Origin of the sequence: Micromonospora sp. HB375, from assembly GCF_017872985.1 — a bacterium.
In the GTDB taxonomy this organism is placed as follows: domain Bacteria; phylum Actinomycetota; class Actinomycetes; order Mycobacteriales; family Micromonosporaceae; genus Micromonospora; species Micromonospora chalcea.
Window position 1 is genome coordinate 3241830 of sequence record NZ_JAGGJO010000001.1, and the last position, 24434, is coordinate 3266263.

The following is a 24434-nucleotide window of genomic DNA, read 5'->3' on the forward strand; positions in this document are numbered from 1 at the left end:
TCAGCTGCCCGCGCTCTCGTACCGGCGCAACCCGGCCCGGAAGACCGCCCACGCCCCGGCCGCGCAGGCCGCCGCGACGACCGGGGTGAGCGCGCCCGCCGTGGTCGAGGCGCCCTTGTCCAGCAGCGCGGCCGTCGGGAAGTAGCCGACGAACGCGACGGGTACGAGCGTCAGCAGCGAGCGCAGGCCGGTGCCGTACAGGGTCAGCGGATAGCGGGCCAGATCGCCCAGGGTGTGCACGCTCGCCGCGAGCGAGCTGGACGGGCTCAGCAGCCAGAAGACGACAGCGTTGGTGGCCAGGTTGACCGCCAGCTTGACCAGCACCCCGCTGACGAGCAGCACCACCGCCCAGAGCACCGTCAGCGGCGTCCAGGCCAGGTCGAGGTGGACGGCCGCGGCGCCGAGCAGCGCCGCGCCGAACCCGACGTTGCCGAGGCCGTTGAACCCGACCGCGTTGCCGGTGACCTGGAGCACCACCGGGTAGGGCCGGACCAGCAGGTAGTCCAGCAGGCCGAGGTTGACCAGGCCGCCGAGATGCCAGGTCCCCTCGAACAGCAGGGAGCCGACGCCCTCGGCGAGCATCACCATGGCGCAGACGTACAGCACCTCCCAGCGGGTCCACCCGCCGAGCGCGGTCACCTGCCGGAACACCATCACCACGAAGACCAGCCCGGCGAGCTGACCGAGCACCGTCGCCCCGATGGTCAGGAGCGCGTCGGCGCGGTACTCGAGCACCGCCCGCAGATGCGCGCCGAGCAGCCGGCGGTAGATCCGTGCCTCGTGCATCATCGGCCGGTCACCCGCCGTGCGCGGTCAGCCGCCGCACGCCCGCGGACCACAGCAGCCGGGCCGCGCCCCACAACACCAGAACCCAGAGCAGTTGTACGCCGATCAGCGTCACCGCCTCGGCGCCCCGTACCTGCCCCAGGTAGATCAGCGCCGGGGTGGAGACGATGCCGGGGAACGGGGAGAGCTGGCAGACGACCTGGAGCCAGCCGGGGAACAACGCGATCGGCACCAGCGCCCCGGAGAGGATGTTGGTGACCGCCACCCGGGACAGGCTCAGCCCGTGGAAGTTGCCGGTCCAGAAGCACAGCAGCCCGACGAGGTAGACCAGGCCGAACTTCAGCGGCACCACCGCCAGCAGGCTGAGCAGGAACAGCCCGGCCTGCCCGGCGGCGGGCAGCGCGGCGCCGCCGAACGCCGACACCAGCGTCGCCGCCATCACCGCCACCGTCAGCACCTCACCGACGACGTATCCGAGCGACAGCGCGAAACGCGAGAGCTGGTAGTCGATCGGCCGGACCAGGTCGAGCGCCACGGTGCCGTGCAGCACCGGGCCGGCGATCTGCGCGTCGGTGAAGCTCGACAGCAGCGCCCCGGTCAGGAACGCCACCACCAGGTAGCCCTTCATCTGCTCCCAGGACAACCCGCCCACCTCGCCGCCGGCCGCGCCGGCGAAGACCGCCTGCCAGACCGCGAACAGCGCCACTGTCTGCACCACGACCCCGGTGAGCTGGAGGAGGAACTCGCCCCGGTAGATCAGCAGCGTCGACCAGGACATCCGGGCCAGCGTCAGGTACGCCCTCATGCCGGCACCGACGGGCTCAGCTCGCCGGCGTACGCCCGGCGCACCACGTCCTCGATGGACGGCTCGTCGATCCGGATGTCCACCACCGGCGCCCGGCGGGCGACCACCGAGACGATCTCGCCCGCGCCGTACGCGCCGTGGTCGAACGTGACGGCGATCTGCCGTGCCGACCCGTCGTGGACCAGCCGGACGCCCGGCAGGTCGGCGTCGAGGTCGCCGTGCCAGTCGGCGCCGAGCGTCAGGTGCACGGTCCGCTGGTCGGCGACCAGCCGGCGGACGGCGTCGATCGAGCCGTCGAAGATGATCCGGCCCCCGTCGATGATCACGAGCCGGCGGCAGACCTGCTCGATGTCACCGATGTCGTGCGTGGTCATCAGCACCGTGGTCCCGCTCGCGCGCTGGGCCCGCAGGAAGTCCCGGACGGCCTGCCGGGCGACGATGTCCAGCCCGATGGTCGGCTCGTCGAGGAACACCACGGGCGGTGCGTGCAGCAGCGCGGCGGCCAGGTCGGCTCGCATCCGCTGGCCGAGCGAGAGCTGCCGGGCGACCACCGGCAGCAGCCGGCCGAGCCCGAGCAGCGCGTCGAACTCCTCCAGGCGTGCCGCGTACCGGGCCCGGGGGATGCGGTGGATGTCGCGCAGCAGCGCGAGGGAGTCGCGGACCTGCAGGTCCCACCAGAGCTGGCTGCGCTGGCCGAACAGCACGCCGATGTTGCGGGCGTTGGCGTGCCGGTCGCGGTGCGGGTCGAGGCCGCAGACGCGTACCCGCCCGGCGGTGGGGTGCAGGATGCCGGTGAGCAGCTTGACCGTCGTCGACTTCCCGGCGCCGTTGGGCCCGACGTACGCGACCGCCTCGCCGGCGGAGATCGACAGGTCGACGCCGTCGACCGCCACGTGCTCGACGTGTCGTGGCCGTACGAGATGGCGCAGCGAGCCGCGCAGGCCCGGCTGCTTGTCGGCGATCCGGAACCGCTTGGTCAGGCCACTGGCCTCGATCACTGGCATCGGCGTTGTCGTTCCCGGTCAGCCGGCCGCGACGGCGGCACGGTGGTGCGGGCGCAGCCGCAGCACCGTGCCGAGGCCGTCGACCTCGGTCAGGGTGGTCTCGAACGCGGCGCCCATGACCCGGCCGAGGTAGCCCAGGCTCGCCGGGTCCGGGTCGAACCGCGCCGAGAGCTCCGCGCCGGTGGAGACCAGGTGCACCTCGTCGGCGAGGGCACCGGCGACGTTGACGAACTGGCACAGGTCCTCCCAGTAGAGGTACCGCCAGAAGTCGACGCTGACCACGGCGTCCAGGCTGTCCGCGGCGACCGGTGGCCTGATCCCGACCAGGTGGAAGTTGGCCGGACCGGCCGGCGCCCCGTAGTCGTAGGTCAGCGCGCCGTCGGGCAGCCCGGCCTCGGCGCTGCCGGTGCCGACCCACAGCACCCGGTCGCCGGGCAGGCGACCGGCGAGCCGCTGCACCGCCGGCCCGATCCGGCACCAGGAGCGGCGTACGCAGTCGTCCATCGCCCGGCGGTAGTGCACCACCCGCTCGGCCGCGCGGGCCACGTCCACCGGCCCGGCGAACTCCCACTCCACGACCGGGTACTTGAGCGCGACCCGATCCAGGTTGTCCATGAAGTCGTTCCAGTTCTGGATGACGTTGCGGTGGTGCGGCAGGTGGTAGACGGCGGCCAGGTCGTCGTAGGCGAAGTTGCGGTTGAGTACGCCGAGGTGCGCGTGCACCCGGTAGAACAGCTCCATGTCCTCCAGGCCCCAGCGCAGGCCGAAGCCCTCGTCGAAGCCGCCGACCGCCTCGAACACGTCCCGGCGCACCGAGGCGTTGTGGGTGAAGCAGAACAGCCACCCGGCCAGCAGCCAGTCGTCGCCGGACGGTCCCTCCTCGGTCCCGAACCGCATGTCGCCGCCGCCGCGCCCACGCAGCCGGGGTACGGGCATGGTCGGCTGGTCGGCCAGCGCCGCGTGCACGTGCTCGATGCCGGTCTCGTCGCGCCGGCCCATCAGCACCGCCGGCGCGGACGGGTCGCGGTGGTGGTCGAGGTGGCGGCGCAGCAGGTCCGGCGTGGCGTACGAGTCGGCGTCGAGGAACAACAGCAGCGGCGCGGTCGCCCGGCGCGCGGCCTCGTTGCGGGCCGCCGCCCGGCCGCCGCGCTCGGGCCGTTCGACGAAGTGCAGGCGCAGCCCCTTGCCGGCGTCGGCGATGCCGGCGTACTGGCTGCCGTCCCCGCCGTCGCGGACGACGATGACCTCGAAGCGGTCCGGGTCCAGCGTCTGACGCCGCAGCGACCGCAGCGTGAGCTCCAGGCAGGGGGCGTCCGCGTGGGTGGGGATCACCACGCTCAGCTCGACGGCTCGACCGGGTTCAACGCTCATCTGACGTACCTCTCCGCTTGTCCCACGAGCCGGGCCACCGGCCGCGCTGACGATGGGACGGAGCCGCCGGCGATCGCCGGCGGCTCCGCGATGATCAGTGGCAGTTGACGCAGCACCACTGGATCGGCCGGCCCTGGCACGCGGCGCCGCCGCAGGAGCCCTTGCCCATGGCGGACGGGTCGGTCAGCGTGATCCCGCCGCCCGTCGGCATGGCGTACAGCCCTGCCGACGCCTCGTCGCCGGCGCCCGACCAGGAGACCGCTGTGGTGTCCAGGTCGGACAGGTCGATCGACAAGTTCCTGCTTTCACCCATCGATTCATCCTCTTTTCGGATCGATGTGGACAGTGGAACGAAGCGTAGGCCGGTACTGGCGGGATTCGCACCGCGCTGATGTAACAGGGAGATAAAGCGAGGCGGAACCGTCAATTCGCGCAGGTGAAGGCCGGTCGGGAACGGAAAGATTCCGGGCGGTGACGCGGCGTAGTTCCGGGATCCACTATTCGAGACGCCCAGGTCAGGTGGGGTCGAACGATGAATCACCGCATCAATTGCCTCCTTCTCCGATCGCGTGAAGACGATGTAACGAGAAGATTAAGTAGGGGAAGGTGTCAATGAATGCGGGCGACCCTCTATTGTGAAGTGACCTGCTTATTCGCCGACCCCGGCTATGGAATGCCGGGACGGGTGGCCCCGATCGCCGCAGGCGGGCCCGAACGTGACATCCGGCCCCACGAGGGCGGATTTCGGTTACCGTCCGAACGGGTGGATTGACGAGGCGTACGACTGGGCATCACCGGCGTGCGCATCGGCGGCCCCCTGTCCGCTGCGCTCACGATCATGGGCCGAAGGAGCGACATGCAGGTCTGGCCGGGCGAGAGCTACCCCCTCGGCGCCACCTACGACGGGATGGGCACCAACTTCGCGATCTTCTCCGAGGTGGCGGAGAAGATCGAGCTCTGCCTGTTCGACGAGTGGGACATCGGCACCGAGCGCCGGGTGGAGCTGCGCGAGGTCGACGCGTACGTCTGGCACGCCTACATCCCCGGCGTCGAGCCCGGCCAGCGCTACGGCTACCGGGTGCACGGGCCGTGGAACCCGGCCGAGGGGCTGCGCTGCAACCCGCGCAAGCTGCTGCTCGACCCGTACGCGAAGGCGGTCGACGGGGAGATCATGTGGCACCCGTCGGTCTACGACTACGAGGTCGGCGGCGACCCGGACCGGATGAACACCGAGGACTCCGCGCCGTACATGCCGAAGTCGGTCGTGGTGAACCCGTACTTCGACTGGGGCAACGACCGGCCGCCGCGCACCCCGTACCACCACTCGGTGATCTACGAGGCCCACGTGCGCGGGCTGACCATGCGCCACCCGGGCATCCCGGAGGAGCTGCGCGGCACGTACGCGGCGATCGCCTCACCGGTGATGATCGAGCACTTCAAACGGCTCGGCGTCACGGCGGTGGAGCTGATGCCGGTGCACGAGTTCGTGCACGACCACCGCCTGGCCGACCTGGGGCTGCGCAACTACTGGGGCTACAACACCATCGGCTTCTTCGCCCCGCACCACGGCTACTCCGCGCTGGGCCGCCTGGGCCAGCAGGTGCAGGAGTTCCGGGGCATGGTCAAGGCGCTGCACGCGGCCGGCATCGAGGTCATCCTCGACGTGGTCTACAACCACACCGCCGAGGGCAACCACCTCGGGCCGTCGCTGAGCTTCAAGGGCATCGACACGCCCAGCTACTACCGGCTCTCCGAGGACGACCGGCGCTACTTCGTCGACTACACCGGCACCGGCAACAGCCTCAACGTCCGCAGCCCGCACTCGCTGCAACTGATCATGGATTCGCTGCGTTACTGGGTGATCGAGATGCACGTCGACGGCTTCCGGTTCGACCTGGCGGCCACGCTGGCCCGCGAGTTCTACGAGGTGGACCGCCTGTCCACCTTCTTCGAGGTGGTGCAGCAGGACCCGGTGGTCGGCCGGGTGAAACTCATCGCCGAGCCGTGGGACGTCGGCCCCGGCGGCTACCAGGTCGGCAACTTCCCGCCGCAGTGGACCGAGTGGAACGGCAAGTACCGCGACACCGTACGCGACTTCTGGCGCGGCGAGCCGGCCACGCTCGCCGAGTTCGCCTCCCGCATCTCCGGCTCCGCCGACCTCTACCAGGACGACGGCCGCCGCCCGTTCCACAGCATCAACTTCGTCACCTGCCACGACGGGTTCACGCTGGCCGACCTGGTCTCCTACAACGACAAGCACAACGAGGCGAACGGCGAGGACAACCGGGACGGGGAGAGCCACAACCGGTCCTGGAACTGCGGCGTCGAGGGCGAGACCGACGACCCGGGCGTACGCGCGCTGCGGGCCCGGCAGCGGCGCAACTTCCTGGCCACGCTGATGCTGTCCCAGGGCGTGCCGATGCTCGGCCACGGCGACGAGCTGGGCCGCACCCAGCGCGGCAACAACAACGCCTACTGCCAGGACAGCGAGATCGCCTGGGTGGACTGGGACCGGGCCGACGACGAGCTGCTGGACTTCGTCCGCCGGCTCACCGACTTCCGCAACCGGCACCAGGTGTTCCGCCGCCGCCGGTTCTTCACCGGCCTGCCGGTGGGCGGCCGGGCCGCCGGCTCCGGACTGCCGGACCTGGCCTGGTACACCCCCGACGGCCGGGAGATGACCGGCGAGGACTGGGGCAACGACTTCGGCCGCTCGGTGGCCCTGTTCGTCAACGGCGACGGCATCGGGGAACGCGGCCAGTACGGCCAGCGCCACCGGGACGACTCGTTCCTGCTGCTGTTCAACGCGCACGACGCGCCGCTGGACTTCACGCTGCCTGGCGAGGAGTTCGGCAGCCGGTGGGAGCTGGTGATCAGCACCGCGGAACCCGACCCGGAGAAGACGACACTGGTCGAGGCGGGCGGCACGGTCTGCGTGCCGGACCGCTCGCTGCTGGTCCTGGAGAGGACGGCCTGACCCATGCCCGACACCCCCCGCTCGACCTACCGGGTCCAGGTGCGTCCCGGCTTCGACCTGGACGCCACGGCCGAGCTGGCGGGCTACCTCGCCGCGCTCGGCGTCACCCACCTCTACACCGCGCCCCTGCTCACCGCCACGCCCGGCTCCACGCACGGCTACGACGTGGTGGACCACCGCGCGGTCAACCCGCAGCTCGGCGGCGAGCCCGCCCGGGCCCGGCTGGTCCGGGCGCTGCGCGCGGCCCGGCTGGGCCTGGTCGTGGACATCGTGCCCAACCACGCCGGCGTCGCCCGGCCCGAGGCCAACCCGGCCTGGTGGGACGTGCTGCGGCGGGGACGCGACTCGGCGTACGCGCGCTGGTTCGACATCGACTGGGACCGGGGGCGGCTGCTGCTGCCGGTGCTCGCCGACAGCGCCGACGCGCTCGACGACCTGAAGCTCGTCGACGGGGAGCTGCGCTACCACGAGCACCGGTTCCCGGTGGCCGACGGCACCGGCGACGGCACGCCCCGGCAGGTGCACGACCGGCAGCACTACGAGCTGGTGAACTGGCGGCGCGGCGACGCCGAGCTGACGTACCGCCGGTTCTTCGCCGTGTCCGACCTGGCCGGCCTGCGGGTGGAGGACCCGGAGGTGTTCGACGCCACCCACGCGGAGATCCTGCGCTGGGTCGACGCCGGGGAGGTCGACGGCATCCGCGTCGACCACCCGGACGGGCTGCGCGACCCGGCCGGCTACCTGGCCCGGTTGCGCGCCGCCGCGCCGCAGAGCTGGCTCGTGGTGGAGAAGATCCTGGAGTACGGCGAGGACCTGCCGGACTGGCCGGTCGACGGCACCACCGGCTACGACGCGCTGGCCGCCGTGTCCGGGCTGTTCGTCGACCCGGACGCCGAGGCGGACTTCACCGCGCTCGACGGCCGGCTCACCGGCCGGCACACGTCCTGGGCGGACCTGACGCACGCCACCAAGCTGGAGGCCGCCACCCGGCTGCTCGCCGCCGAGCTGACCCGGCTGGCCGCGCTCGTGCCGGAGCTGCCCGGCGAGCAGGTCCGCGCCGCCCTGGCCGAGCTGGCCGCGTGCTTCCCGGTCTACCGCGGATACCCGCCCGAAGGCGCCCGGCACCTGGCCGCCGCCCGCAGCGAGGCAGGCCGCCGCCGTCCCGACCTGACCGGCGTGCTCGACCAGGTCACCGCCCGGCTGCGCGACCCCGGCCACGAGCTGGCCGCCCGGTTCCCGCAGCTGACCGGCGCGGTGATGGCCAAGGGCGTGGAGGACACCGCGTACTACAGGTGGAGCCGGTTCGTCGCGCTCAACGAGGTCGGCGGCAGCCCGGCCCACTTCGGTGTGCCAGCGGCCGAGCTGCACCGCTTCGCCGCCGCCCGGCACGTGCGCTGGCCGGCGAGCATGACCGCGCTGTCCACCCACGACACCAAGCGCGGCGAGGACGTCCGCGCCCGGCTCGCGGTGCTGTCCGAGCTGCCCGGCCGCTGGGCCGAACGGGTCGCCGACTGGATGTCGCGCGCGCCGCTGGCCGACCCCGCGCTGGCCCACCTGCTCTGGCAGACCGCCGTCGGGGCGTGGCCGATCGAACGGGAACGACTGCACGGGTACGCCGAGAAGGCCGCCCGGGAGGCGTCCGTCACCACCAGCTGGGCCGACCCGGACCCGGGCTTCGAGCACGAGCTGCACGCCCTGGTCGACCGGATGTACGACGACCCGGAGCTGCACGCCCAGATCACCGCGTTCGCCGCCGAGATCACGCCGCCCGGCTGGTCGAACGCGCTCGGGCAGAAGCTGGTCCAGCTCGCCATGCCCGGTGTGCCCGACGTCTACCAGGGCACCGAGCTGTGGGAGAACTCGCTCGTCGACCCGGACAACCGGCGGCCGGTCGACTTCACCGTACGCCGGGACCTGCTGGCCCGGCTCGACGCCGGCTGGCGGCCCGCGGTGGCCGCCGACGGCGCGGCCAAGCTGCTCGTGGTGTCCCGGACGCTGCGGCTGCGCCGCGACCGCCCGGACCTGTTCGGCGGCTACCGGCCGGTGCCCGCGCGCGGCCCGGCCGCCGCGCACGCGGTGGCCTTCGACCGGGGTGGGGCGGTCGCGGTGGCGACCCGGCTGCCGCTGCGGCTGGCCCGCTCCGGCGGCTGGCGGGACACGGCGCTGTCACTTCCCGTTCACGAGTGCACCGACTTGTTCACCGGACGGGTCTACAGTGGTTCTGAGCTGCTTCTTCATGATCTGCTGAGCACCTACCCCGTCGCCCTCCTCGCACCCACCGACTCTGTGGAGGCCGCCGCATGACCGAGTTCACGGTGTGGGCGCCCGAGGCCGCCCGGGTGCGGCTGCGCCTGCCCGGCGTCGCCGACCACGCGATGCGTCAGGCGCCGGACGGCTGGTGGCGGGTCGAGGTCCCCGGCGCCGGGCCCGGCACCGACTACGCGTTCCTGCTCGACGACGACGCCCAGGCGCTGCCCGACCCCCGCTCGGCCTGGCAGCCGGCCGGGGTGCACGGGCCCAGCCGGCTCTACGACCACGCCGCGTTCGCCTGGACCGACGCCGCCTGGACCGGCCGGCAACTGCCCGGCAGCGTGCTGTACGAGCTGCACATCGGCACGTTCACCCCGGAAGGCACGTTCGACGGGGCGATCGCCAGGCTCGACCACCTCGTCGACCTCGGCGTGGACATGGTCGAGCTGCTGCCCGTCAACGCGTTCAACGGCGAGCACAACTGGGGCTACGACGGCGTCTGCTGGTTCGCGCCGCACGAGCCGTACGGCGGCCCGGACGGCCTGAAACGGTTCGTCGACGCCGCCCACGCCAAGGGCCTGGGGGTGATCCTCGACGTCGTCTACAACCATTTCGGGCCCTCCGGGGCCTACGCGCCGCGGTTCGCGCCGTACCTCACCGAGCAGAGCAACACCTGGGGCCGCACCGTCAACCTGGACGGCCCGCACTCCGACGGGGTACGCCGCTACATCGCCGACAGCGTGCTGGGCTGGCTGCGCGACTACCACGTCGACGGGCTGCGGCTGGACGCCGTGCACGCCATGCCGGACGGCCGGGCCGTGCACTGGCTGGAGGAGGTCGCCGCCGAGGTGGAGGCGCTGTCCACGCACCTCGGGCGGCCGCTGTCGCTGATCGCCGAGAGCGACCTCAACGACCCGCGCCTGATCACGCCGCGCGAGGCGGGCGGGTACGGCCTGCACGCGCAGTGGAACGACGACGCCCACCACGCGCTGCACACGCTGCTCACCGGCGAACGGCAGGGCTACTACGGCGACTTCGGCTCGCTGGAGTGCCTCACCGACGTGCTGACCGGCGGGTTCTTCCACGCCGGCACCTGGTCCAGCTTCCGCGGCCGCAGCCACGGCCGCCCGGTCGACAGGCAGCGCACGCCCGGCCACCGCTTCGTGGCGTACCTGCAGAACCACGACCAGATCGGCAACCGGGCCACCGGCGACCGGATCTCCGCCACGCTGTCGCCCGGCCTGTTGCGCGTCGGCGCGACGCTGCTGATGACCGCGCCGTTCACGCCGATGCTGTTCATGGGGGAGGAGTGGGCGGCCACCACGCCGTGGCAGTTCTTCACCAGCCACCCCGAGCCGGAACTCGCGACGGCTGTCGCCACCGGCCGCAGACGCGAGTTCGCCGACCACGGCTGGGCCACCGACGACGTGCCGGACCCGCAGGACCCGCAGACGTTCCTGCGGTCCCGGCTGGACTGGGCCGAGCTGGACAAGCCCGAGCACCGCGAGACGTACGACCTCTACCGGCGGCTGATCGCGCTGCGCCGCTCCCGGGCCGACCTGTCCGACCCCCGGCTGGACCGGGTCGACGTCCGCCACGGGGACCGGTTCCTGGTGATGCGGCGCGGCGACACGCTCGTGGTGGCGAACCTGGCCGGCCGGGCGCAGCGGATCAACCTGCCCGGGGTGGTACGCCGGGTGCTGCTCGCCACGTCCGAGGGCGTCACGGTGATGCGCGACGGAATCGAGCTGCCGCCGGAGTCGGCCGCGATCGCGGCGCTCTGACCGCCCCCGCGGCCCCGCCCCCGGGCCTCCGGCCCTCGGCGCCGATCTTGGAGTTGTGGCGCCTCGAAGGTCGCGCATGCCGGGTTTGCGAACCACCACAACTCCAAGATCGGCGGGGTGGGAGCGGTGAGTTCGTCGACGGGGCGGGGTCCTAACTCCGACGACCCGGCCCCTGGAGGTTTCATGTCCGACACGCTGACCCGCCGTGAGCTGTGGGCGCTCGCGCACGCCGAGCGCGCCGCCCTGGCCGACGACCTCGCCGGAATCGACGCGGCGCAGTGGGCGCGGCGCTCGCTGTGCGGCCGGTGGACCGTTGAGGAGACACTCGCGCACATGACCGCGGCGGCAAGCGTCGGCCGGGCCCGCTGGGTCGCCAGCGTGCTCGGCGCCCGGTTCGACTTCGACCTGCACAACGACCGCCGGCTGGCCGAGCACCGGGGCGCCGACCCGGGGGAGACGCTCGACCGGTTCCGGCGGATCATCGGCAGCACCACGTCGACGTTCGGCCCGACCGAGGCGTGGCTCGGTGAGGTGGTCGTGCACGCCCAGGACATCCGGCGGCCGCTCGGCCTGGCCCGGACGCCCCCGGTCGAGGCGGTGACGCCGGTCGCCCGGTTCTACGCCGGGCGGGACTTCACGGTGGCCGGGCGCAGCGCGATCGACGGCCTGCGGGTGGAGGCGACCGACGGGCCGTTCACCGCCGGCGACGGCCCGCTGGTCAGCGGCACCACGCTGGCGCTGACGATGGCGATGGCCGGGCGGGCCGCGTACTGCGACGACCTCACCGGGCCCGGTGTCCCCACGCTGCGGGAGCGCTGCACGCCCGTGTGACCACGGCGGGTGCCCGGGTCACGGCTTCGGCAGCGTCAGGATCTCCGCGCCGTCGTCGGTGATGGCGATGGTGTGCTCGCTGTGCGCGGTGCGGCAGCCGGTCGCGCTGCGCAGCGTCCACCCGTCGGCGTCGGTGACGAGCGTGGCGGTGTCCGCCATCACCCACGGCTCCAGCGCCAGCAGCAGCCCGGGGCGCAGTTTGTACCCGCGTCCGGGGCGGCCGGTGTTCGACACGTGCGGGTCCTGGTGCATCGTCGACCCGACGCCGTGCCCGCCGAACTCGGTGTTGACCGTGTAACCGGCCGCGGTGAGGACCGATCCGATGGCGTGCGAGAGGTCGCCGATCCGGGCGCCGGGACCGGCGGCGGCGATCCCGGCCTGCAACGCCCGCTCGGTCGCGTCGATGAGCGCGACGCTCTCCGCGGGCCGGGCGTCACCGACGAGGAAGCTGATCGCGGAGTCGGCCACCACTCCGCCGAGGCTGACGGCCAGGTCGAGGCTCAGCAGGTCGCCGTCGGCGAGCGTGTAGTCGTGCGGCAGGCCGTGCAGCACCGCGTCGTTCACCGACGTGCAGATGTAGTGGCCGAACGGCCCGCGCCCGAAGGACGGCTCGTAGTCGACGTAGCAGGACTGCGCCCCGGCCTCGACGATCATGCGCTGGGCCTGCCTGTCGATGTCGAGCAGGTTGGTGCCGACGGTGGTGCTGCTCCGGAGGGTCTGCAGGATGTGGGCGACCAGGGCGCCGGTGTCCCGCGCCCGCCGTACGTCGGTGGGGCTCAGGATCTCGATCATGCGGGCGCCTTCCTCACGCGACCAATAAGTATCCCGGTCATGTTATCCCGGTATTAGAATCTCGGCATGGTCCGGTTGCCCCTCACTCCCGCCGAGGTCGAGCGCGGGCAGCGCCTCGGCGCGCTCCTGCGCCGCGCCCGGGGTGAGCGATCCATGCTGCTCACCGCGCTCGACGCGGGTGTCTCCCCGGAGACGCTCCGCAAGATCGAGTCCGGCCGGGTGGCCACCCCGGCGTTTCCCACCATCGCCGCCATCGCCGACGTCCTCGGCCTCTCCCTGGATGCGGTCTGGTCGGAGATCAACCACTCCGACGACGTGGCGCGTCTCGCGCCGTCCGAGCGGCGCCTCGCCTCGTAGGGCAGCCCTCTCGACGGGGTTGAGCATACCGAGTATGTAAGATTCCGTGCATGCCACCCTCGCGTCGCGCCGTCGCGCTTGTCGTTCCCGTCGCCGGTTTCCTGCTCGGCTTCCTGGACTTCGTCTGGATCAAGTGGGTGCCGTTCCCGTTCGCCGAACTGGGCAACTCCACAGCCACCTGGGCGGTGGCCGCGTTCGCGCTGGGCTGGTGGATCCGGTCGGGCGCGGTGCGTGCCGCCGTGGCCGCCAGCGTCCTGCTGATCGTCGCGGTGCCCAGCTACTACCTGGCGGCGACGCTGCTCCAGGGCGACGACCTCGCCGTGATCTGGGCGCTCACCTCGTTCGTCTGGATGGCGTTCGGCGTGGTGGCGGGCGTGGTGTTCGGCGTCGCCGGCATCTGGGCGCGGACCGACGGATGGCGGCGCGTCGTGGGGACCGCGCTGCCGGTGGCCGTGTTCGTGGAGGAGGCGCTGCGGTTCGCGCTGAAGTCCGGGTCCTACCCCGGAGCCTGGTGGAACGTGGCGATCGACCTCGGGCTGGCCGTGCTGCTCGTGGTGCTGATCGGCCGGTCCGCCCGGGTGCGGCTGCTGGCCGCCGCGGTGGCGCTGCCGCTGGCCGCGGCGGGCGCGCTCACGTTCGCCGCCGTCGCGGGGAGCTGACCTGCCCCGCCGCCGAGGCTGCGAGCCACCCCGCCGGCCGAGGATGCGGGCCACCCCGCCGGCCGAGGATGCGGGCCACCGCGTCGGCCGAGGCGGCGGACCACCGGCCCGACCGGGATCGGCGACAATGACCCGAGAACGGCGTGGTCCGGATGACGGGGGAGGAAACGGATGATCCGACGGCAGGTGCTCACGGCGGCGATGCTCACGGCGACGGCCCTGGTGGCCGGCTGCACAAAGGACCGGCCCGAAGCCGCGTCGCCCACCAGCGCCCCGACCGCACCCGCCGCGTCGGCGACGCCGAACGCCGAGCCGGTGCCCGCGCCGGCCGAGCTGGCGGCGCTGGAGCGGCGCTTCGGCGCCCGGATCGGCGTCTACGCCGTCGACACCGGCACCGGCCGCACCCTCGCACACCGGGCCGACGAGCGGTTCGCGTACGCCTCGACGTGCAAGGCGCTCGCCGCCGGCGCGATGCTGGCCGCCACGTCCGACGCCGACCGGGACCGGGTGGTCCGCTACCGGCGCGCCGACCTGGTGGCGCACTCACCGGTGACCGAACGGCACGTGGAGACCGGGATGACGCTGCGGGACGCCGCCGAGGCAGCGGTGCGGTACAGCGACAACACCGCCGGCAACCTGCTGTTCGACGCGCTCGGCGGCCCGGCCGGCTTCGCGCGGGCGCTCCGGGATGTCGGTGACCGGGTCACCCGGCCGGTCCGTACCGAGCCGGAACTCAACGCGGCCACGCCCGGCGACGAGCGCGACACCAGCACGCCCCGCGCGCTGGCCGGCTCGCTGCGGGCGTACACGTTGGGTGAGGCCCTGCCGCCCGCGGACCGGGACCTGCTGTTGAGCTGGATGCGGGCCAGCACCACCGGCAGCGGGCTGGTCCGGGCCGGCGTGCCGGCCGGGTGGCAGGTGGCGGACAAGTCCGGCACCGGCGGGTACGGCACCCGCAACGACATCGCCGTGGTGTGGCCGCCGGACTCCGCGCCGATCGTGCTGGCGGTCATGTCCAGTCGCGGCAGCCGCGACGCTAAGCCCGACGACACCCTGGTCGCCCAGGCCGCGCGGGCGACGGTGACCGCGTTGCGCTGACGGGAGGCCGGCTCAGGGGATGGGCCACTCGTGCACGGGCCGGTTGCTGTGCATCAGGTCGACGTAGTGGCGGACCACCTCGCGCAGCGCCGCCGGACGGTCCAGGTGGTCGGCCGACTCCAGCCGGTGCAGCGTCTCCACCTGCCAGGTCGCGCCGTTGCGGCTGGTCAGGCAGCGCTGCTCGACGATGCCGAGCAGCCGGTCCCGCTCGGCGGGGTCGAGGCCCCACCGGTCCAGCCCGTGGTGGGCCATCGGCAGCAGCCGGCGCAGCACCAGCTCGGTCACCGGCAGGTAGCCCAGGCCGGGCCAGTACACCTGGGCGTCGATGCCGTGCCGGGCGCAGGCGTTGAAGTTCTCCTCGGCCGCGCTGAACGACATCTGCGACCACAGCGGACGGTCGGACTCGGCGAGCGCCCGCACCAGGCCGAAGTAGAACGCGCCGTTGGCGACGGTGTCCAGCACCGTCGGCCCGGCCGGCAGCACCCGGTTCTCCACCCGCAGGTGCGGGCGGCCCTTCAGCACGTCGTAGACCGGCCGGTTCCACCGGTAGATGGTGCCGTTGTGCAGCCGCAGCTCGGCCAGCTTCGGCACGCCGCCGCTGTGCAGCGTGATGGCCGGGTCCTCCGGGTCGCAGACCGGCAGCAGCGCCGGGAAGTAGCGCACGTTCTCCTCGAACAGGTCGAACACGGAGGTGATCCAGCGTTCCCCGAACCACACCCGCGGGCGTACGCCCTGGGCCTTGATCTCCTCCGCCCGGGTGTCGGTGGCCTGCTGGAACAGCGGCACCCGGGTCTCGCGCCACAGCTCCCGGCCGAAGAACAGCGGCGAGTTCGCGCCGAGCGCCACCTGGATGCCGGCGATCGCCTGGGCCGCGTTCCAGTAGTCGGCGAACTGCGCCGGGCTGACCTGGAGGTGGAACTGGGTGCTGGTGCAGGCCGCCTCCGGGGTGATCGTGTCGGCGGTGGTGGCCAGCCGCTCCACCCCGCTGATCGCGATCGGCAGGTCCTCGCCCCGGGCGGCGAAGATCTGCTCGTTGAGCAGCGCGTACCGGGGATTGGCCGACAGCGTCTCGGCGGTCAGATGCTCCGGGCGCAGCGTCGGCAGGATGCCGACCATCACCATGTGCGCGCCGACCGTGCGGGCCTTTTCCTCGGCGGCGTTCAGGCTGGCCCGCACGTGTTCCTCGAACGCGGCGGTGCCGGTGCCGGCCAGCCGGCGCGGCTCGACGTTGATCTCGACGTTGAACTGGCCCAGCTCGGTCTGGAACGCCGGGTCGGCGATCGCCTCCAGCACGTCGGCGTTGCGCATGGCCGGGTCGAAGTCGTCGTCGACCAGGTTCAGCTCGATCTCCAGGCCGGTCATCGGCCGCTCCACGTCGAACCGGGACTCGCGCAGCATCTCGGCGAACACGTCCAGGCACCGCCGGACCTTCTCGCGATAGCGGGCCCGGTCCTCCCGGCTGAAGGTACGCACGCCGACGTCCTCGCCCATGGTCACCACCCTGTCACCGTTGGTTCTCCCCAACCTCGCACGGAGTGGCGGGTCAGGAAAGGTCCGCCAGACCCTTTTCTGTACCCCGTGGCGGCCCCGGTGATCCCCGTCGCGGGGCAGCGGGTTCCGTCCGGACAGCCCGGCCCGGGCGGCTAGCATGGCCGCCGACGGCGAAGGGGAGTGGCTGATGCGCGACGGGTGGATCCGGGCGTTCGTGGTGGCGGCGTTCGCCGAGGGCTGCTCGTGGGCGGCGCTGCTGGCCGGCATGGCGGTCAAGTACGGGCCGCCCGGAAACGAGATCGGCGTGAAGATCTTCGGCCCGATCCACGGCGCGTTGTTCGTGGTCTACGGACTGCTGACGCTCGTGGTGGCCCGGCGGCGCCGCTGGACGCTCGTGCAGACCGGGCTGGCCCTGGTCAGCGCGGTGCCCCCGTTCGCCACCGTGCTGTTCGAGCGCTGGGCGCGCCGCCGGGGCCTGCTCGACGCGCCGGCCCCGGTCGCGCGACCGCTCACCCCCGCCGGTCGCTGACCGAGGCAAGGTCCTCCGCGAGGAAACCGGCCAGCACGTCGGTCAGCTCCCGCGGCGCCTCCTCGGCCATGTGGTGCCCGGACGGGATCGAGGCGGTCCGCACGTCGTCGGCCCAGTCCCGCCAGATCGCGGCCGGGTCGCCGTACAGGTCGACCATGTCGTCGCGCTCGGACCAGGCGAACAGCACCGGGCAGCCGATCCGGCGTCCGGCGGCGCGGTCCGCGTCGTCCGCCGCCCGGTCCGGACCGAGCCCGGCCCGGTAGTCCTCACACATGGCGTGCACGGTGGCCGGATCGTGGATGGCGCGGCGGTAGTCGGCGTACGCCTGCTCGCCCATCTCCTCCGGTGAGCCGCCGTACCAGGCGTCCGGATCGGCGTTTATGACCCGCTCGGCCGGTTTGGCGAGCTGGCCGAGGAAGAACCAGTGCCACCAGCGGGCGGCGAACCGGGCGTCGCAGCGGGCCAGCGCCTCACCGATCGGCACCCCGTCCAGCACACCGAGGCGGCTCACCCGGTCCGGGTGGTCCAGGGCGGTGCGCATGGCCACGTACGCGCCGCGGTCGTGTCCGACGACGGCGGCCCGGCGGTGGCCGAGCGCGTCGAGCAGCCCGACCACGTCCGCGGCCATCGCCCGCTTGGAGTAGACCGTGTGCTCCGGGTCGCTCGGCGGCTTCGACGAGCCGCCGTAGCCGCGCAGGTCCGGGCAGATCACCGTGTGCCGCGCGGCCAGCCGCGGCGCCACCCGGTGCCAGGTCGCATGGGTACGCGGGTGCCCGTGCAGCAGCACCACCGGCGGCCCGGAGCCGCCGTGGCGTACGCGCAGGCGCACCGCGCCGGCGTCGATCTCGGTGAGCGTGAATCCGGCGAACATGGCCGCAGCGGTGCCCGCCACCGGCGACGGGGAAACCTAGGTCAGCGCGGAGCAGGCGGCCACGCCGAACAGCAGCACGGCGCCCAGCACGGCCTGGAGCAGCAGCGCCGGACCCAGGTGCGACCAGAGCGTGGCGGTGCGCGGGGTGAGCAGTTGCCCGGTGGTCAGGTTGACGATCCGCTCGATCCGGGGCGGCAGATCCTCGTCGCGCTGCGCCCGCAGCGTGAGCTGGACGTGGTCGCCGGGGTGCAGCGCGCTCTGCGGCAGGTGGCCGTGCAGCTCGACCTCGACCAGCCGGCCGGCGGCGTCGCGGACCCGGACCGGGGTGACCAGGAACTCCGGCCCCTTCTTCAGCTCCTTGAAGCTGCGCCGGGCCCCGCCGCCACCGCTGCTGAGCAACGCGCGCACCACCTTCAGCAGCAGCCCCACCACCCCCGCGGCGGTCAGCACCGCGACCAGCGCCGGCTGCCCGACCCGTACCTCCCGGGCGTAGCCCTCCATCAACCGGACGAGACGTCCGGTGACGACGCGCTCCGCCGGGTGGACGACGCGACGGGTATGCAGCTCCGTGTCCATGTTCACCACCGAGAGTTCCGATCCGTGCACAGATGGTATCGACCCGTGGAGTTGAACGACGTGAATGAACACCGGTCACGCCCGGGCGGCCGGCAGGTGAACTCCGCCGGGGCGCGGGTATGCGTGCGGCCGAGCCGGAAAGGGGTCGAGCATGCAGCTGTCCTTCCTGCGCCCGCTCTACAACCGTCCCGGGCCCTGGTGCTCGGTGTACATGGACGCCTCCCGCGACACCCAGGACGCGCGAGCGCAGGTCGACCTGCGCTGGCGGGCCCTCAAGGGCGATTTGCTGAGCCAGGGCGCCGACCCGGTCACCGTCGAGGCGGTGGAGGAGGTCGTCCGCCGGCACCAGCCGATGCCCGGCGACTACGGGATCGCCGTGTTCGCCACCCGGGGCCGCGTGGTGCTCACCGAGTACCTGTCCGCGCCGCCGCTGCGTGACCTGGCGAGCTGGTCGGCGCTGCCGCACACCATGCCGCTCGTGGCCCAGCGCGGCGAACAGGTGGCCTGGGTGCGGGTCCTGGCCGACCGTACCGGCGCGGACGCGATGGCGGTCAGCGCCGGCGGCGTGCCGCGCCGCGCCCACGTCACCGGCGGACAGAGCCGGCAGCTGCGGCGCGTACAGCCGGGCGGCTGGTCACAGTCCCGCTACCAGCGCGCCGCCATGGAGGCGTGGCACCAGAACGCCGGCGACGCCGCCGCGGCCACCGCAGACCTGGCCGAGCGGGTCGGCGCGGACGTCGTGGTGGTGGCCGGGGACATCCGCGCCACCGGCATGATCGCCGCCCAGCTGCCGGAACGGTGGCAGGACGTGCTGGTCCGCACCGACGCCGGCGCCCGCGACGTCGGCGCGGACGACACGCTGATGGACGACATCACGGCGCAGACCGTCGCCGAGGTCGCCGACCGGCGCGTCACCGCCGCCCTGGACCGCTTCGGCGTGCAGGAGGACGTCGGGGCCGGCCTCGACGCCGTGGTCTCCGCGCTGCAACGCAACCAGGTCGACACCATGCTCATCGTGGACGACCCGTCCGCCGACGGCGAGCTGTGGGTGGGCCCCGAGCCGACCGAGATCGCCACCGACCCGGGGCAGCTGTCGGACATGTCGGTGGCCGACCCCCAGCGGGTACGCGCCGACGCCGCGCTGCTGCGCGCGCTGATCGGCACCGACGCGGACCTGACGGTGCTCGCGCCCGAGGAGGCGCCGGAGCTGACCGACGGGGTCGGCGCGGTGCTGCGCTACGTCGACGCGAGCACGCCCGGGCGGGGTAATGGCTGAGCGCATCGTCGCCGACCTGGTGGTCGAACGCCTGCGGGCCTGGCGGGTGCCGCGGGTCTTCGGCTGTCCGGGCGCGGCGATCGCCCCGCTCGTGGGCGCGCTCGACGACGCGGGCGGGGACCCGGCGTTCGTCCCCGCCCGGCACGAGGAGACCGCTTCGTACATGGCCACCGGGCACGCGAAGTTCACCGGCGGCGTCGGGGTGTGCCTGGCCACCCAGGGGCCCAGCGCGGTGCACCTGCTCAACGGGCTCTACGACGCCAAGCTGGACAGCAAGCCGGTCGTCGCGATCGTCGGCGAGGACGTCACCGGCCCGCTCGGCGGCGCGCACGAGGAGATCGGGCTGAGCCGGCTCTTCGGCGACGTGTGCAACCAGTTCGTCCGCTACGGCCGCCGCCCGGAGCAGGTGCCGGCGCTGCTGGACCAGGCGTTCCGTACCGCCGCCGCGACGCGCAGCCCGACCTGCGTGGTGCTGCCGCGCGCGTTGCAGGTCACCGCCGTACCGGACCTGCTGCCGCAGACCGCCGGAGTGGTCACCGCGACGCCCGGCGAGCCGCTGGCCCGGGTGCTGCCGCACGACGCCGACCTGGACGCCGCCGCCTCGCTGCTGGGCAGCGGGCAGCGGGTGGCGATGCTCGTCGGCCAGGGCGCGCACGGCGCGGCCGAGGAGATCGTCGCGCTCGCCGACCGGCTCGGCGCGGGCGTGGCCACGTCGCTGCTGGGCAAGCCGGTGCTGGACGAGCGGCTGCCGTTCCACACCGGCGTGCTCGGCGAGGTCGGCACCACCGCCGCCGCGCAGCTCATGGGCGGCTGCGACACGCTGCTGATGATCGGCACCAACGATCCGTGGACCGACTGGTTCCCGATGCCCGGCCAGGTACGCACCATCCAGATCGACATCGACGGCCGGCGCGTCGGCACCCGCTACCCGGTGGACGTGCCGCTCGTCGGCGACACCGCCGAGACGCTGCGGGCACTGCTGACCCGGGTGCCCGACCAGCCCCACCGCGAGTGGCGCGGCATGGTGGAGAAGATGGTGGACCGGTGGCGGGAGACCGCCGCCGAGCGGGCCGCCACGCCCGCCGAGCCGGTCAACCCGCGGCTGGTGCTCCACGAGCTGTCCGCCCGGCTGCCCCGGCACGCCTCCGTCGCCGTCGACGTCGGCTCGGTCGTCTACTGGTACGCCCGGCACCTGGAGCTGCCACCGGGGGTGCAGGCGCGGCTGTGCGGCACGCTCGGCTCGATGGGCTGCGCGCTGCCGTACGCGGTCGCGGCCAAGCTGGCCCGCCCGGACGAGCCGGTGATCGCGCTGCTCGGCGACGGCGCGATGCAGCTCAACGGCCTGGCCGAGCTGATCACGGTGGCACACCACTGGACGCGGTGGCGCGATCCCCGGCTGATCGTGCTGGTGCTGAACAACCGGGACCAGTCCGGGGTGGGCGGCGGGCGTACGCCCGGGGGACGACGCTCCGACGTGCCGTACGCCGGGTGGGCGCGCCTGCTCGGGCTGCACGGCGTACGGGTGGACCGGCCGGACCTGGTCGGCGCCGCCTGGGACGAGGTGCTCGCGGCCGACCGGCCCGCCGTGCTGGAGGCGGTGGTGGATCCGTCCACGCCGCTCGACGTGCCCGAGCCGGCGCTGGCCGACCTGCGCGGCCTGGTCGCCGACGGGGACGCCGCCCGCCGGGTGCGGGAACGGGTGATCCAGACCGAGGCCATCGCGGCCGACGAGATCGTCTAGCGGCATCCGGGCGGCCCGCCCTCTCTTCCCTCGCGATCTTGCAGTTCCGGCCCCCTGAGTGCCCGCTTCAGAACGGTTTTCCGGGGGCCGAAGTGCAAGATCGCGGGGGAGGTGGCAGGGGGGCAGCGCTCGCGGTCGCCGGGCGGCCCGGAGACGTCTCGATACTCGGGCGTGACCAGCGCGAAGTCGTTGCGTTCCCGCGGCGGTCCGTCCCGGTACGGGGTGATGGTCGCCGCCGGGGTGCTCCCGTCGTCGGGCATGCGCCGTGCAGTGCCCGTCCCGGTCCGGCCCATACCCGCCCGTGACGGCGGGCGCGCGGCGCGACGGCGTACCTGGGTGCCGCGGGCGGTGCGGCCACCGGGCGGGCCTTGGTCCTGCCCCGTGGGGAGATGCCCCGTTTAGACCCCAGAGGGACGGGAAGCCGGGCCGCGTGGTGAGCGAACGAGTCGAACGGGCCGGCGGCGCGGGACTGCCCGCCGAGCGGGTGGTGGCGGCCGGCAGCGCCGCCCGGACCCTGGTCGCCGCGACCGCCCGGGCGCTGCGCGGCGACGACTGCGGCGACCTCGGCCACCCGGGCGCGCTGTCGCGCCTCGGTGGCGCGCCCGAGCCGGTACGCCGGGCCGCCGCGTCGCGGGCCGCCGGGCGGGCCGCGCTCACCGCCGCCCAGATCGCCGCCGTGGACGCCGAGCGGGTGGCCGGATGGTTCACCGGACAGTACCCGGACCGGCGCTGGCCCGGCGTGGTGCTCGGTTCACCGCACGGCGCCGCCGCCCACCTCGCGGTGGCGCTCGGCGTGCCGTGGTTGCCGGCCGGCTTCGAGATCACCGCCCGGTGGAGCCGGGGGGCGGTGGACCGCCCGGACGCCGCGTACGCGCACGGCGCCACGCTGGCCGCCCGGCTGCTCGACGCCAATCCGCGCGTGCACGTACGCCAGGTGCACTGCCCGGCGAGCCGGGGCGCGGCGGCGGGCGCGGTGGTGACGTTCGCGGTGCGCTGGCGCACGCTGCCGAAGGCGTACGCGCGTTTCCTGGCCGACCGGCTGGAACCGGCCGCGCCGGTGCTGCTGCTGCACGACGCCCGCACCTGGCCGGTGCGCGACGGCGGCGACGGGCACAGCTTCCAGACCGGCTGCCCGGCCGGCGGGCTGGACCCGGTCGACTTCCACCCGGACGCCCGCGCGCTGGGTCAGGTGCTGCGCGCCGCCGGCGGGGACGAGTCGCGCTGGGTCACGCCGGAGGTCACTGTCGCGGGCGCGTTCGCCGAGCACGGTGTGGAGTCCGGTTTCGAGCACGACGCCCGGTCTGCGGGGGACCGGCACGGGCACCCGCTGCACCGGGTCGTGGTGCCGCAGCCGGACGCGCTGAGCGCGGTGACCGCCGACCTGTACCGGCGCTGGCTGCGGCGGGCCGGCAAGACCGGGGACCGGCTGGTGGTGGAGTGCGGGCGGCTGCTCGATCCGGGGCAGGTGCTGCGGGCCGGCCTGGTGCCCTACTGGTGCGAGAACGCCACCGCGCGCCGGGTCGCCGGCGTCGAGTGGTGGCTGGCCGGCAGCGAGCCGTTCAGCTCGGTGGACGTGCTGCCCGAGCCGCCCGGCCTGCGCTCGCCCGCGCACGCGGGCCTGCCCCAGTGGCTGGCGGTGGCCGGTTTCGGGCGCAAGCGGCGGGCCCTGGACCGGGGTGCCGCCCGCGGCTACCCGGTCGCCTCGGTACCCACCCGACGTGCCACGGAGGTGTTGCGCAACCAGCCCTGCGACCTGCCCACGCCGCCGCCGCTGCGGGCGGCCGAGGCCCTCACCGCGCTGCGTGACGCGGGCGCGCACCAGGGCCTGCTGGTCTGCTGAACCGCCGCCGGGACCGGCTGCCGGGCAACCTGGCGAAACTTCCTCGCGATCCTGCGGTCCGTGATTGAGTACCTACGGAGCGGGAAGACCGCTCGCCGCGGAACGGCCCACGACGCCGTGCGGCGGACGGCCACCGCCTTCGACGTACTCCGTCACGTAACCCAACTTCCTCACCCGGTGCGTGGTCCGACCACGCGCACGACCGGTTACGACCGGGCGGGGACCTTCGGCGAGGGGGGCGCGGATGTTCGGACAGACCACCACACCCACACCACCGACCACCGACCGGGGTCTGGAGGACCTGGACGCCGCGGCGCTCGCGTACGCGGCCCGGATCGAGGGACTGCCACCGGAACGGCGGCAGGAGGCGCGGGACGACCTGGTCCGGTTCGCGCTGCCGTTCGCCGGCCGGCTGGCCCGGCGCTACCGGGGACGCGGCGAGCCGCTGGAGGACCTGGAACAGGTGGCCCGTCTCGGGCTGGTCAACGCCGTCGACAGGTACGACCCGGAACGGGGCTCGTTCACCGCGTACGCGGCGATCACCATTGTCGGCGAGATCAAACGGCACTTCCGTGACCGCACCTGGGGCGTGCACGTGCCGCGCCGGTTGCGCGACCTGATCCTCGAGGTCGGGCAGGCCACGGCGACGCTCACCAGCGAGCTGTCCCGCGCCCCCACGGTGGCGGAGCTGTCCGCCCGGCTGGAGACGCCGGAGGAGGAGATCCTCGCCGCGCTGGAGTCGGCCGCCGGCTACAGCCCGGCGTCGCTGAACGCGCCGGTCGGCGGGGAGAGCTCGGCCGAGTTCGGTGACCTGGTCGGCGAGTCCGACCACGCGCTGGAGTCGGTGGACGACCGGGTCACGGTCAGCGGCCTGCTGCACCGGCTGCCCTGGCGGGAGCGCCGCATCCTGGCGATGCGCTTCTACGGCAACCAGACCCAGGCGGAGATCGCCGCCCGGTTCGGCATCTCGCAGATGCACGTGTCCCGGCTGCTGTCGCGGGCGCTGACCTGGCTGCGCCAGGCGATGCTGGCCGAGGCGCCGCCGCCCTGGCAGAACGGCGCCGCCGAGGCCGAGCCGGCGAAGGCCCGCATCTCGGTGAAGCAGAACGGCGACCGGGTGGTCGTCGAGGTCGGCGGCGAGGTCGACCGGGCCGGCGCGGACCAGCTGCGCCGGGCCGTGCTCAAGGCGGTCACCGGGCAGCCCCGCGAGGTGGTGGTGGACCTGGTCGGCGCGGGTGGCTTCGACGCCGGCGGGATCGCCGCGCTGATGGCCGGGCGGGACGCCGCCGCGCGTACCGGGGTGCCGCTGCGGCTGACCCGGGTGCAGCCGGCGGTGCGCCGCTCGCTGACCGCTGCCGGACTGCCGGCCGCCGACTGACCCGCCGCACGCACGTAC

The 24434-nt window shown here is 73.7% G+C and carries 21 protein-coding genes; 12 read left to right on the top strand and 9 right to left on the bottom strand.

The window, feature by feature from the left end; genetic code table 11:
* From J3R08_RS14850 to J3R08_RS14870, 5 genes are all read right to left on the bottom strand, one after another.
* The gene (locus J3R08_RS14850) at positions 1–789 is read right to left on the bottom strand and encodes an ABC transporter permease (RefSeq protein ID WP_245254740.1); all 789 of its coding nucleotides are present in this window, start codon (positions 787–789) and stop codon (positions 1–3) included.
* Between the two features lie 7 nt (positions 790–796).
* Positions 797–1591 carry an ABC-2 family transporter protein gene (locus tag J3R08_RS14855; RefSeq protein WP_069089834.1) on the bottom strand — a complete coding sequence of 265 codons (795 nt, stop codon included), beginning with the start codon at positions 1589–1591 and terminating at the stop codon, positions 797–799.
* Positions 1588–2595, bottom strand: a complete 1008-nt coding sequence (locus J3R08_RS14860) for an ATP-binding cassette domain-containing protein (RefSeq protein WP_209961660.1) — start codon at positions 2593–2595, stop codon at positions 1588–1590. The genes J3R08_RS14855 and J3R08_RS14860 overlap by 4 nt, the downstream gene beginning before the upstream one ends.
* An 18-nt stretch (positions 2596–2613) precedes the next feature.
* Positions 2614–3966: a glycosyltransferase family 2 protein gene (locus J3R08_RS14865; RefSeq protein WP_209961662.1), complete on the bottom strand. Its 1353-nt coding sequence runs from the start codon at positions 3964–3966 to the stop codon at positions 2614–2616.
* Positions 3967–4060: 94 nt separating this feature from the next.
* Positions 4061–4279 (bottom strand): hypothetical protein, encoded by a 219-nt coding sequence (locus tag J3R08_RS14870; RefSeq protein WP_113973761.1) that lies wholly within the window; start codon positions 4277–4279, stop codon positions 4061–4063.
* Between the two features lie 543 nt (positions 4280–4822).
* Between J3R08_RS14870 and glgX the strand changes: the two genes are divergently transcribed.
* The 4 genes from glgX (at position 4823) to J3R08_RS14890 (ending at position 11808) form a co-directional block, all read left to right on the top strand.
* A complete protein-coding gene (gene glgX / locus J3R08_RS14875; protein WP_209961664.1) occupies positions 4823–6943 on the top strand; it encodes a glycogen debranching protein GlgX in 2121 nt (706 codons plus the stop codon).
* A gap of 3 nt (positions 6944–6946) precedes the next feature.
* Complete coding sequence (gene treY, locus J3R08_RS14880; RefSeq protein WP_174537268.1) at positions 6947–9247, top strand: malto-oligosyltrehalose synthase; 2301 nt, start codon at positions 6947–6949, stop codon at positions 9245–9247.
* On the top strand, positions 9244–10977 hold the full coding sequence (gene treZ / locus J3R08_RS14885) for a malto-oligosyltrehalose trehalohydrolase (RefSeq protein ID WP_187693412.1): 1734 nt from the start codon (positions 9244–9246) through the stop codon (positions 10975–10977). The genes treY and treZ overlap by 4 nt, the downstream gene beginning before the upstream one ends.
* Before the next feature lie 183 nt (positions 10978–11160).
* A complete protein-coding gene (locus J3R08_RS14890) occupies positions 11161–11808 on the top strand; it encodes a maleylpyruvate isomerase family mycothiol-dependent enzyme (protein WP_113973753.1) in 648 nt (215 codons plus the stop codon).
* An 18-nt stretch (positions 11809–11826) separates the two neighbouring features.
* On the opposite strand, the gene map is transcribed toward J3R08_RS14890, so the two are convergent.
* Positions 11827–12600: a type I methionyl aminopeptidase gene (map, locus tag J3R08_RS14895; RefSeq protein WP_064446143.1), complete on the bottom strand. Its 774-nt coding sequence runs from the start codon at positions 12598–12600 to the stop codon at positions 11827–11829.
* 66 nt (positions 12601–12666) lie between these two features.
* Here map and J3R08_RS14900 point away from each other — a divergent pair, with 66 nt between their 5' ends.
* From J3R08_RS14900 to bla, 3 genes are all read left to right on the top strand, one after another.
* Positions 12667–12957 (top strand): helix-turn-helix domain-containing protein, encoded by a 291-nt coding sequence (locus J3R08_RS14900; RefSeq protein ID WP_069089831.1) that lies wholly within the window; start codon positions 12667–12669, stop codon positions 12955–12957.
* A gap of 50 nt (positions 12958–13007) precedes the next feature.
* Positions 13008–13616 (top strand): DUF6518 family protein, encoded by a 609-nt coding sequence (locus J3R08_RS14905; protein WP_187693675.1) that lies wholly within the window; start codon positions 13008–13010, stop codon positions 13614–13616.
* 171 nt (positions 13617–13787) lie between these two features.
* The gene (gene bla, locus J3R08_RS14910; RefSeq protein WP_209961666.1) at positions 13788–14714 is read left to right on the top strand and encodes a class A beta-lactamase; all 927 of its coding nucleotides are present in this window, start codon (positions 13788–13790) and stop codon (positions 14712–14714) included.
* A 12-nt stretch (positions 14715–14726) separates the two neighbouring features.
* Here the strand turns inward: bla and J3R08_RS14915 are convergent, their stop codons facing one another.
* Positions 14727–16205, bottom strand: a complete 1479-nt coding sequence (locus tag J3R08_RS14915) for a glutamate--cysteine ligase (protein ID WP_209961669.1) — start codon at positions 16203–16205, stop codon at positions 14727–14729.
* 157 nt (positions 16206–16362) lie between these two features.
* Between J3R08_RS14915 and J3R08_RS14920 the strand changes: the two genes are divergently transcribed.
* The gene (locus J3R08_RS14920; protein ID WP_209961671.1) at positions 16363–16734 is read left to right on the top strand and encodes a DUF3817 domain-containing protein; all 372 of its coding nucleotides are present in this window, start codon (positions 16363–16365) and stop codon (positions 16732–16734) included.
* Here J3R08_RS14920 and J3R08_RS14925 read toward each other — a convergent pair.
* Positions 16715–17605 (bottom strand): alpha/beta fold hydrolase, encoded by an 891-nt coding sequence (locus J3R08_RS14925; RefSeq protein WP_069089871.1) that lies wholly within the window; start codon positions 17603–17605, stop codon positions 16715–16717. The two genes, J3R08_RS14920 and J3R08_RS14925, sit on opposite strands and share 20 nt — an antisense overlap.
* 36 nt (positions 17606–17641) lie before the next feature.
* On the bottom strand, positions 17642–18190 hold the full coding sequence (locus J3R08_RS14930; RefSeq protein ID WP_176722897.1) for a hypothetical protein: 549 nt from the start codon (positions 18188–18190) through the stop codon (positions 17642–17644).
* Between the two features lie 142 nt (positions 18191–18332).
* Between J3R08_RS14930 and J3R08_RS14935 the strand changes: the two genes are divergently transcribed.
* The 4 genes from J3R08_RS14935 (at position 18333) to J3R08_RS14950 (ending at position 24416) form a co-directional block, all read left to right on the top strand.
* Positions 18333–19457 carry a Vms1/Ankzf1 family peptidyl-tRNA hydrolase gene (locus tag J3R08_RS14935; protein ID WP_030504049.1) on the top strand — a complete coding sequence of 375 codons (1125 nt, stop codon included), beginning with the start codon at positions 18333–18335 and terminating at the stop codon, positions 19455–19457.
* Positions 19450–21198 (top strand): thiamine pyrophosphate-binding protein, encoded by a 1749-nt coding sequence (locus tag J3R08_RS14940; RefSeq protein WP_187693678.1) that lies wholly within the window; start codon positions 19450–19452, stop codon positions 21196–21198. The genes J3R08_RS14935 and J3R08_RS14940 overlap by 8 nt, the downstream gene beginning before the upstream one ends.
* A gap of 430 nt (positions 21199–21628) precedes the next feature.
* Positions 21629–23038, top strand: coding sequence for a hypothetical protein (locus J3R08_RS14945; protein WP_064446138.1), 1410 nt, complete (start codon positions 21629–21631; stop codon positions 23036–23038).
* A gap of 244 nt (positions 23039–23282) precedes the next feature.
* Positions 23283–24416, top strand: coding sequence for a SigB/SigF/SigG family RNA polymerase sigma factor (locus tag J3R08_RS14950; protein WP_064446137.1), 1134 nt, complete (start codon positions 23283–23285; stop codon positions 24414–24416).
* The last annotated feature ends 18 nt before the right edge of the window (positions 24417–24434 follow it).

Excerpts from the sequence above, each read along its gene's own strand:
- J3R08_RS14865 (WP_209961662.1), bottom strand. The coding sequence starts at position 3,966 with ATGAGCGTTGAACCCGGTCGAGCCGTCGAGCTGAGCGTGGTGATCCCC.
- J3R08_RS14925 (WP_069089871.1), bottom strand. The coding sequence starts at position 17,605 with ATGTTCGCCGGATTCACGCTCACCGAGATCGACGCCGGCGCGGTGCGC.
- J3R08_RS14900 (WP_069089831.1), top strand. The coding sequence starts at position 12,667 with ATGGTCCGGTTGCCCCTCACTCCCGCCGAGGTCGAGCGCGGGCAGCGC.
- J3R08_RS14870 (WP_113973761.1), bottom strand. The coding sequence starts at position 4,279 with ATGGGTGAAAGCAGGAACTTGTCGATCGACCTGTCCGACCTGGACACC.
- J3R08_RS14855 (WP_069089834.1), bottom strand. The coding sequence starts at position 1,591 with ATGAGGGCGTACCTGACGCTGGCCCGGATGTCCTGGTCGACGCTGCTG.
- glgX (WP_209961664.1), top strand. The coding sequence starts at position 4,823 with ATGCAGGTCTGGCCGGGCGAGAGCTACCCCCTCGGCGCCACCTACGAC.
- map (WP_064446143.1), bottom strand. The coding sequence starts at position 12,600 with ATGATCGAGATCCTGAGCCCCACCGACGTACGGCGGGCGCGGGACACC.
- treZ (WP_187693412.1), top strand. The coding sequence starts at position 9,244 with ATGACCGAGTTCACGGTGTGGGCGCCCGAGGCCGCCCGGGTGCGGCTG.
- J3R08_RS14905 (WP_187693675.1), top strand. The coding sequence starts at position 13,008 with ATGCCACCCTCGCGTCGCGCCGTCGCGCTTGTCGTTCCCGTCGCCGGT.
- bla (WP_209961666.1), top strand. The coding sequence starts at position 13,788 with ATGATCCGACGGCAGGTGCTCACGGCGGCGATGCTCACGGCGACGGCC.
- J3R08_RS14950 (WP_064446137.1), top strand. The coding sequence starts at position 23,283 with ATGTTCGGACAGACCACCACACCCACACCACCGACCACCGACCGGGGT.
- J3R08_RS14915 (WP_209961669.1), bottom strand. The coding sequence starts at position 16,205 with ATGGGCGAGGACGTCGGCGTGCGTACCTTCAGCCGGGAGGACCGGGCC.
- J3R08_RS14890 (WP_113973753.1), top strand. The coding sequence starts at position 11,161 with ATGTCCGACACGCTGACCCGCCGTGAGCTGTGGGCGCTCGCGCACGCC.
- J3R08_RS14850 (WP_245254740.1), bottom strand. The coding sequence starts at position 789 with ATGATGCACGAGGCACGGATCTACCGCCGGCTGCTCGGCGCGCATCTG.
- treY (WP_174537268.1), top strand. The coding sequence starts at position 6,947 with ATGCCCGACACCCCCCGCTCGACCTACCGGGTCCAGGTGCGTCCCGGC.
- J3R08_RS14935 (WP_030504049.1), top strand. The coding sequence starts at position 18,333 with ATGCAGCTGTCCTTCCTGCGCCCGCTCTACAACCGTCCCGGGCCCTGG.
- J3R08_RS14860 (WP_209961660.1), bottom strand. The coding sequence starts at position 2,595 with ATGCCAGTGATCGAGGCCAGTGGCCTGACCAAGCGGTTCCGGATCGCC.
- J3R08_RS14940 (WP_187693678.1), top strand. The coding sequence starts at position 19,450 with ATGGCTGAGCGCATCGTCGCCGACCTGGTGGTCGAACGCCTGCGGGCC.
- J3R08_RS14920 (WP_209961671.1), top strand. The coding sequence starts at position 16,363 with ATGGCCGCCGACGGCGAAGGGGAGTGGCTGATGCGCGACGGGTGGATC.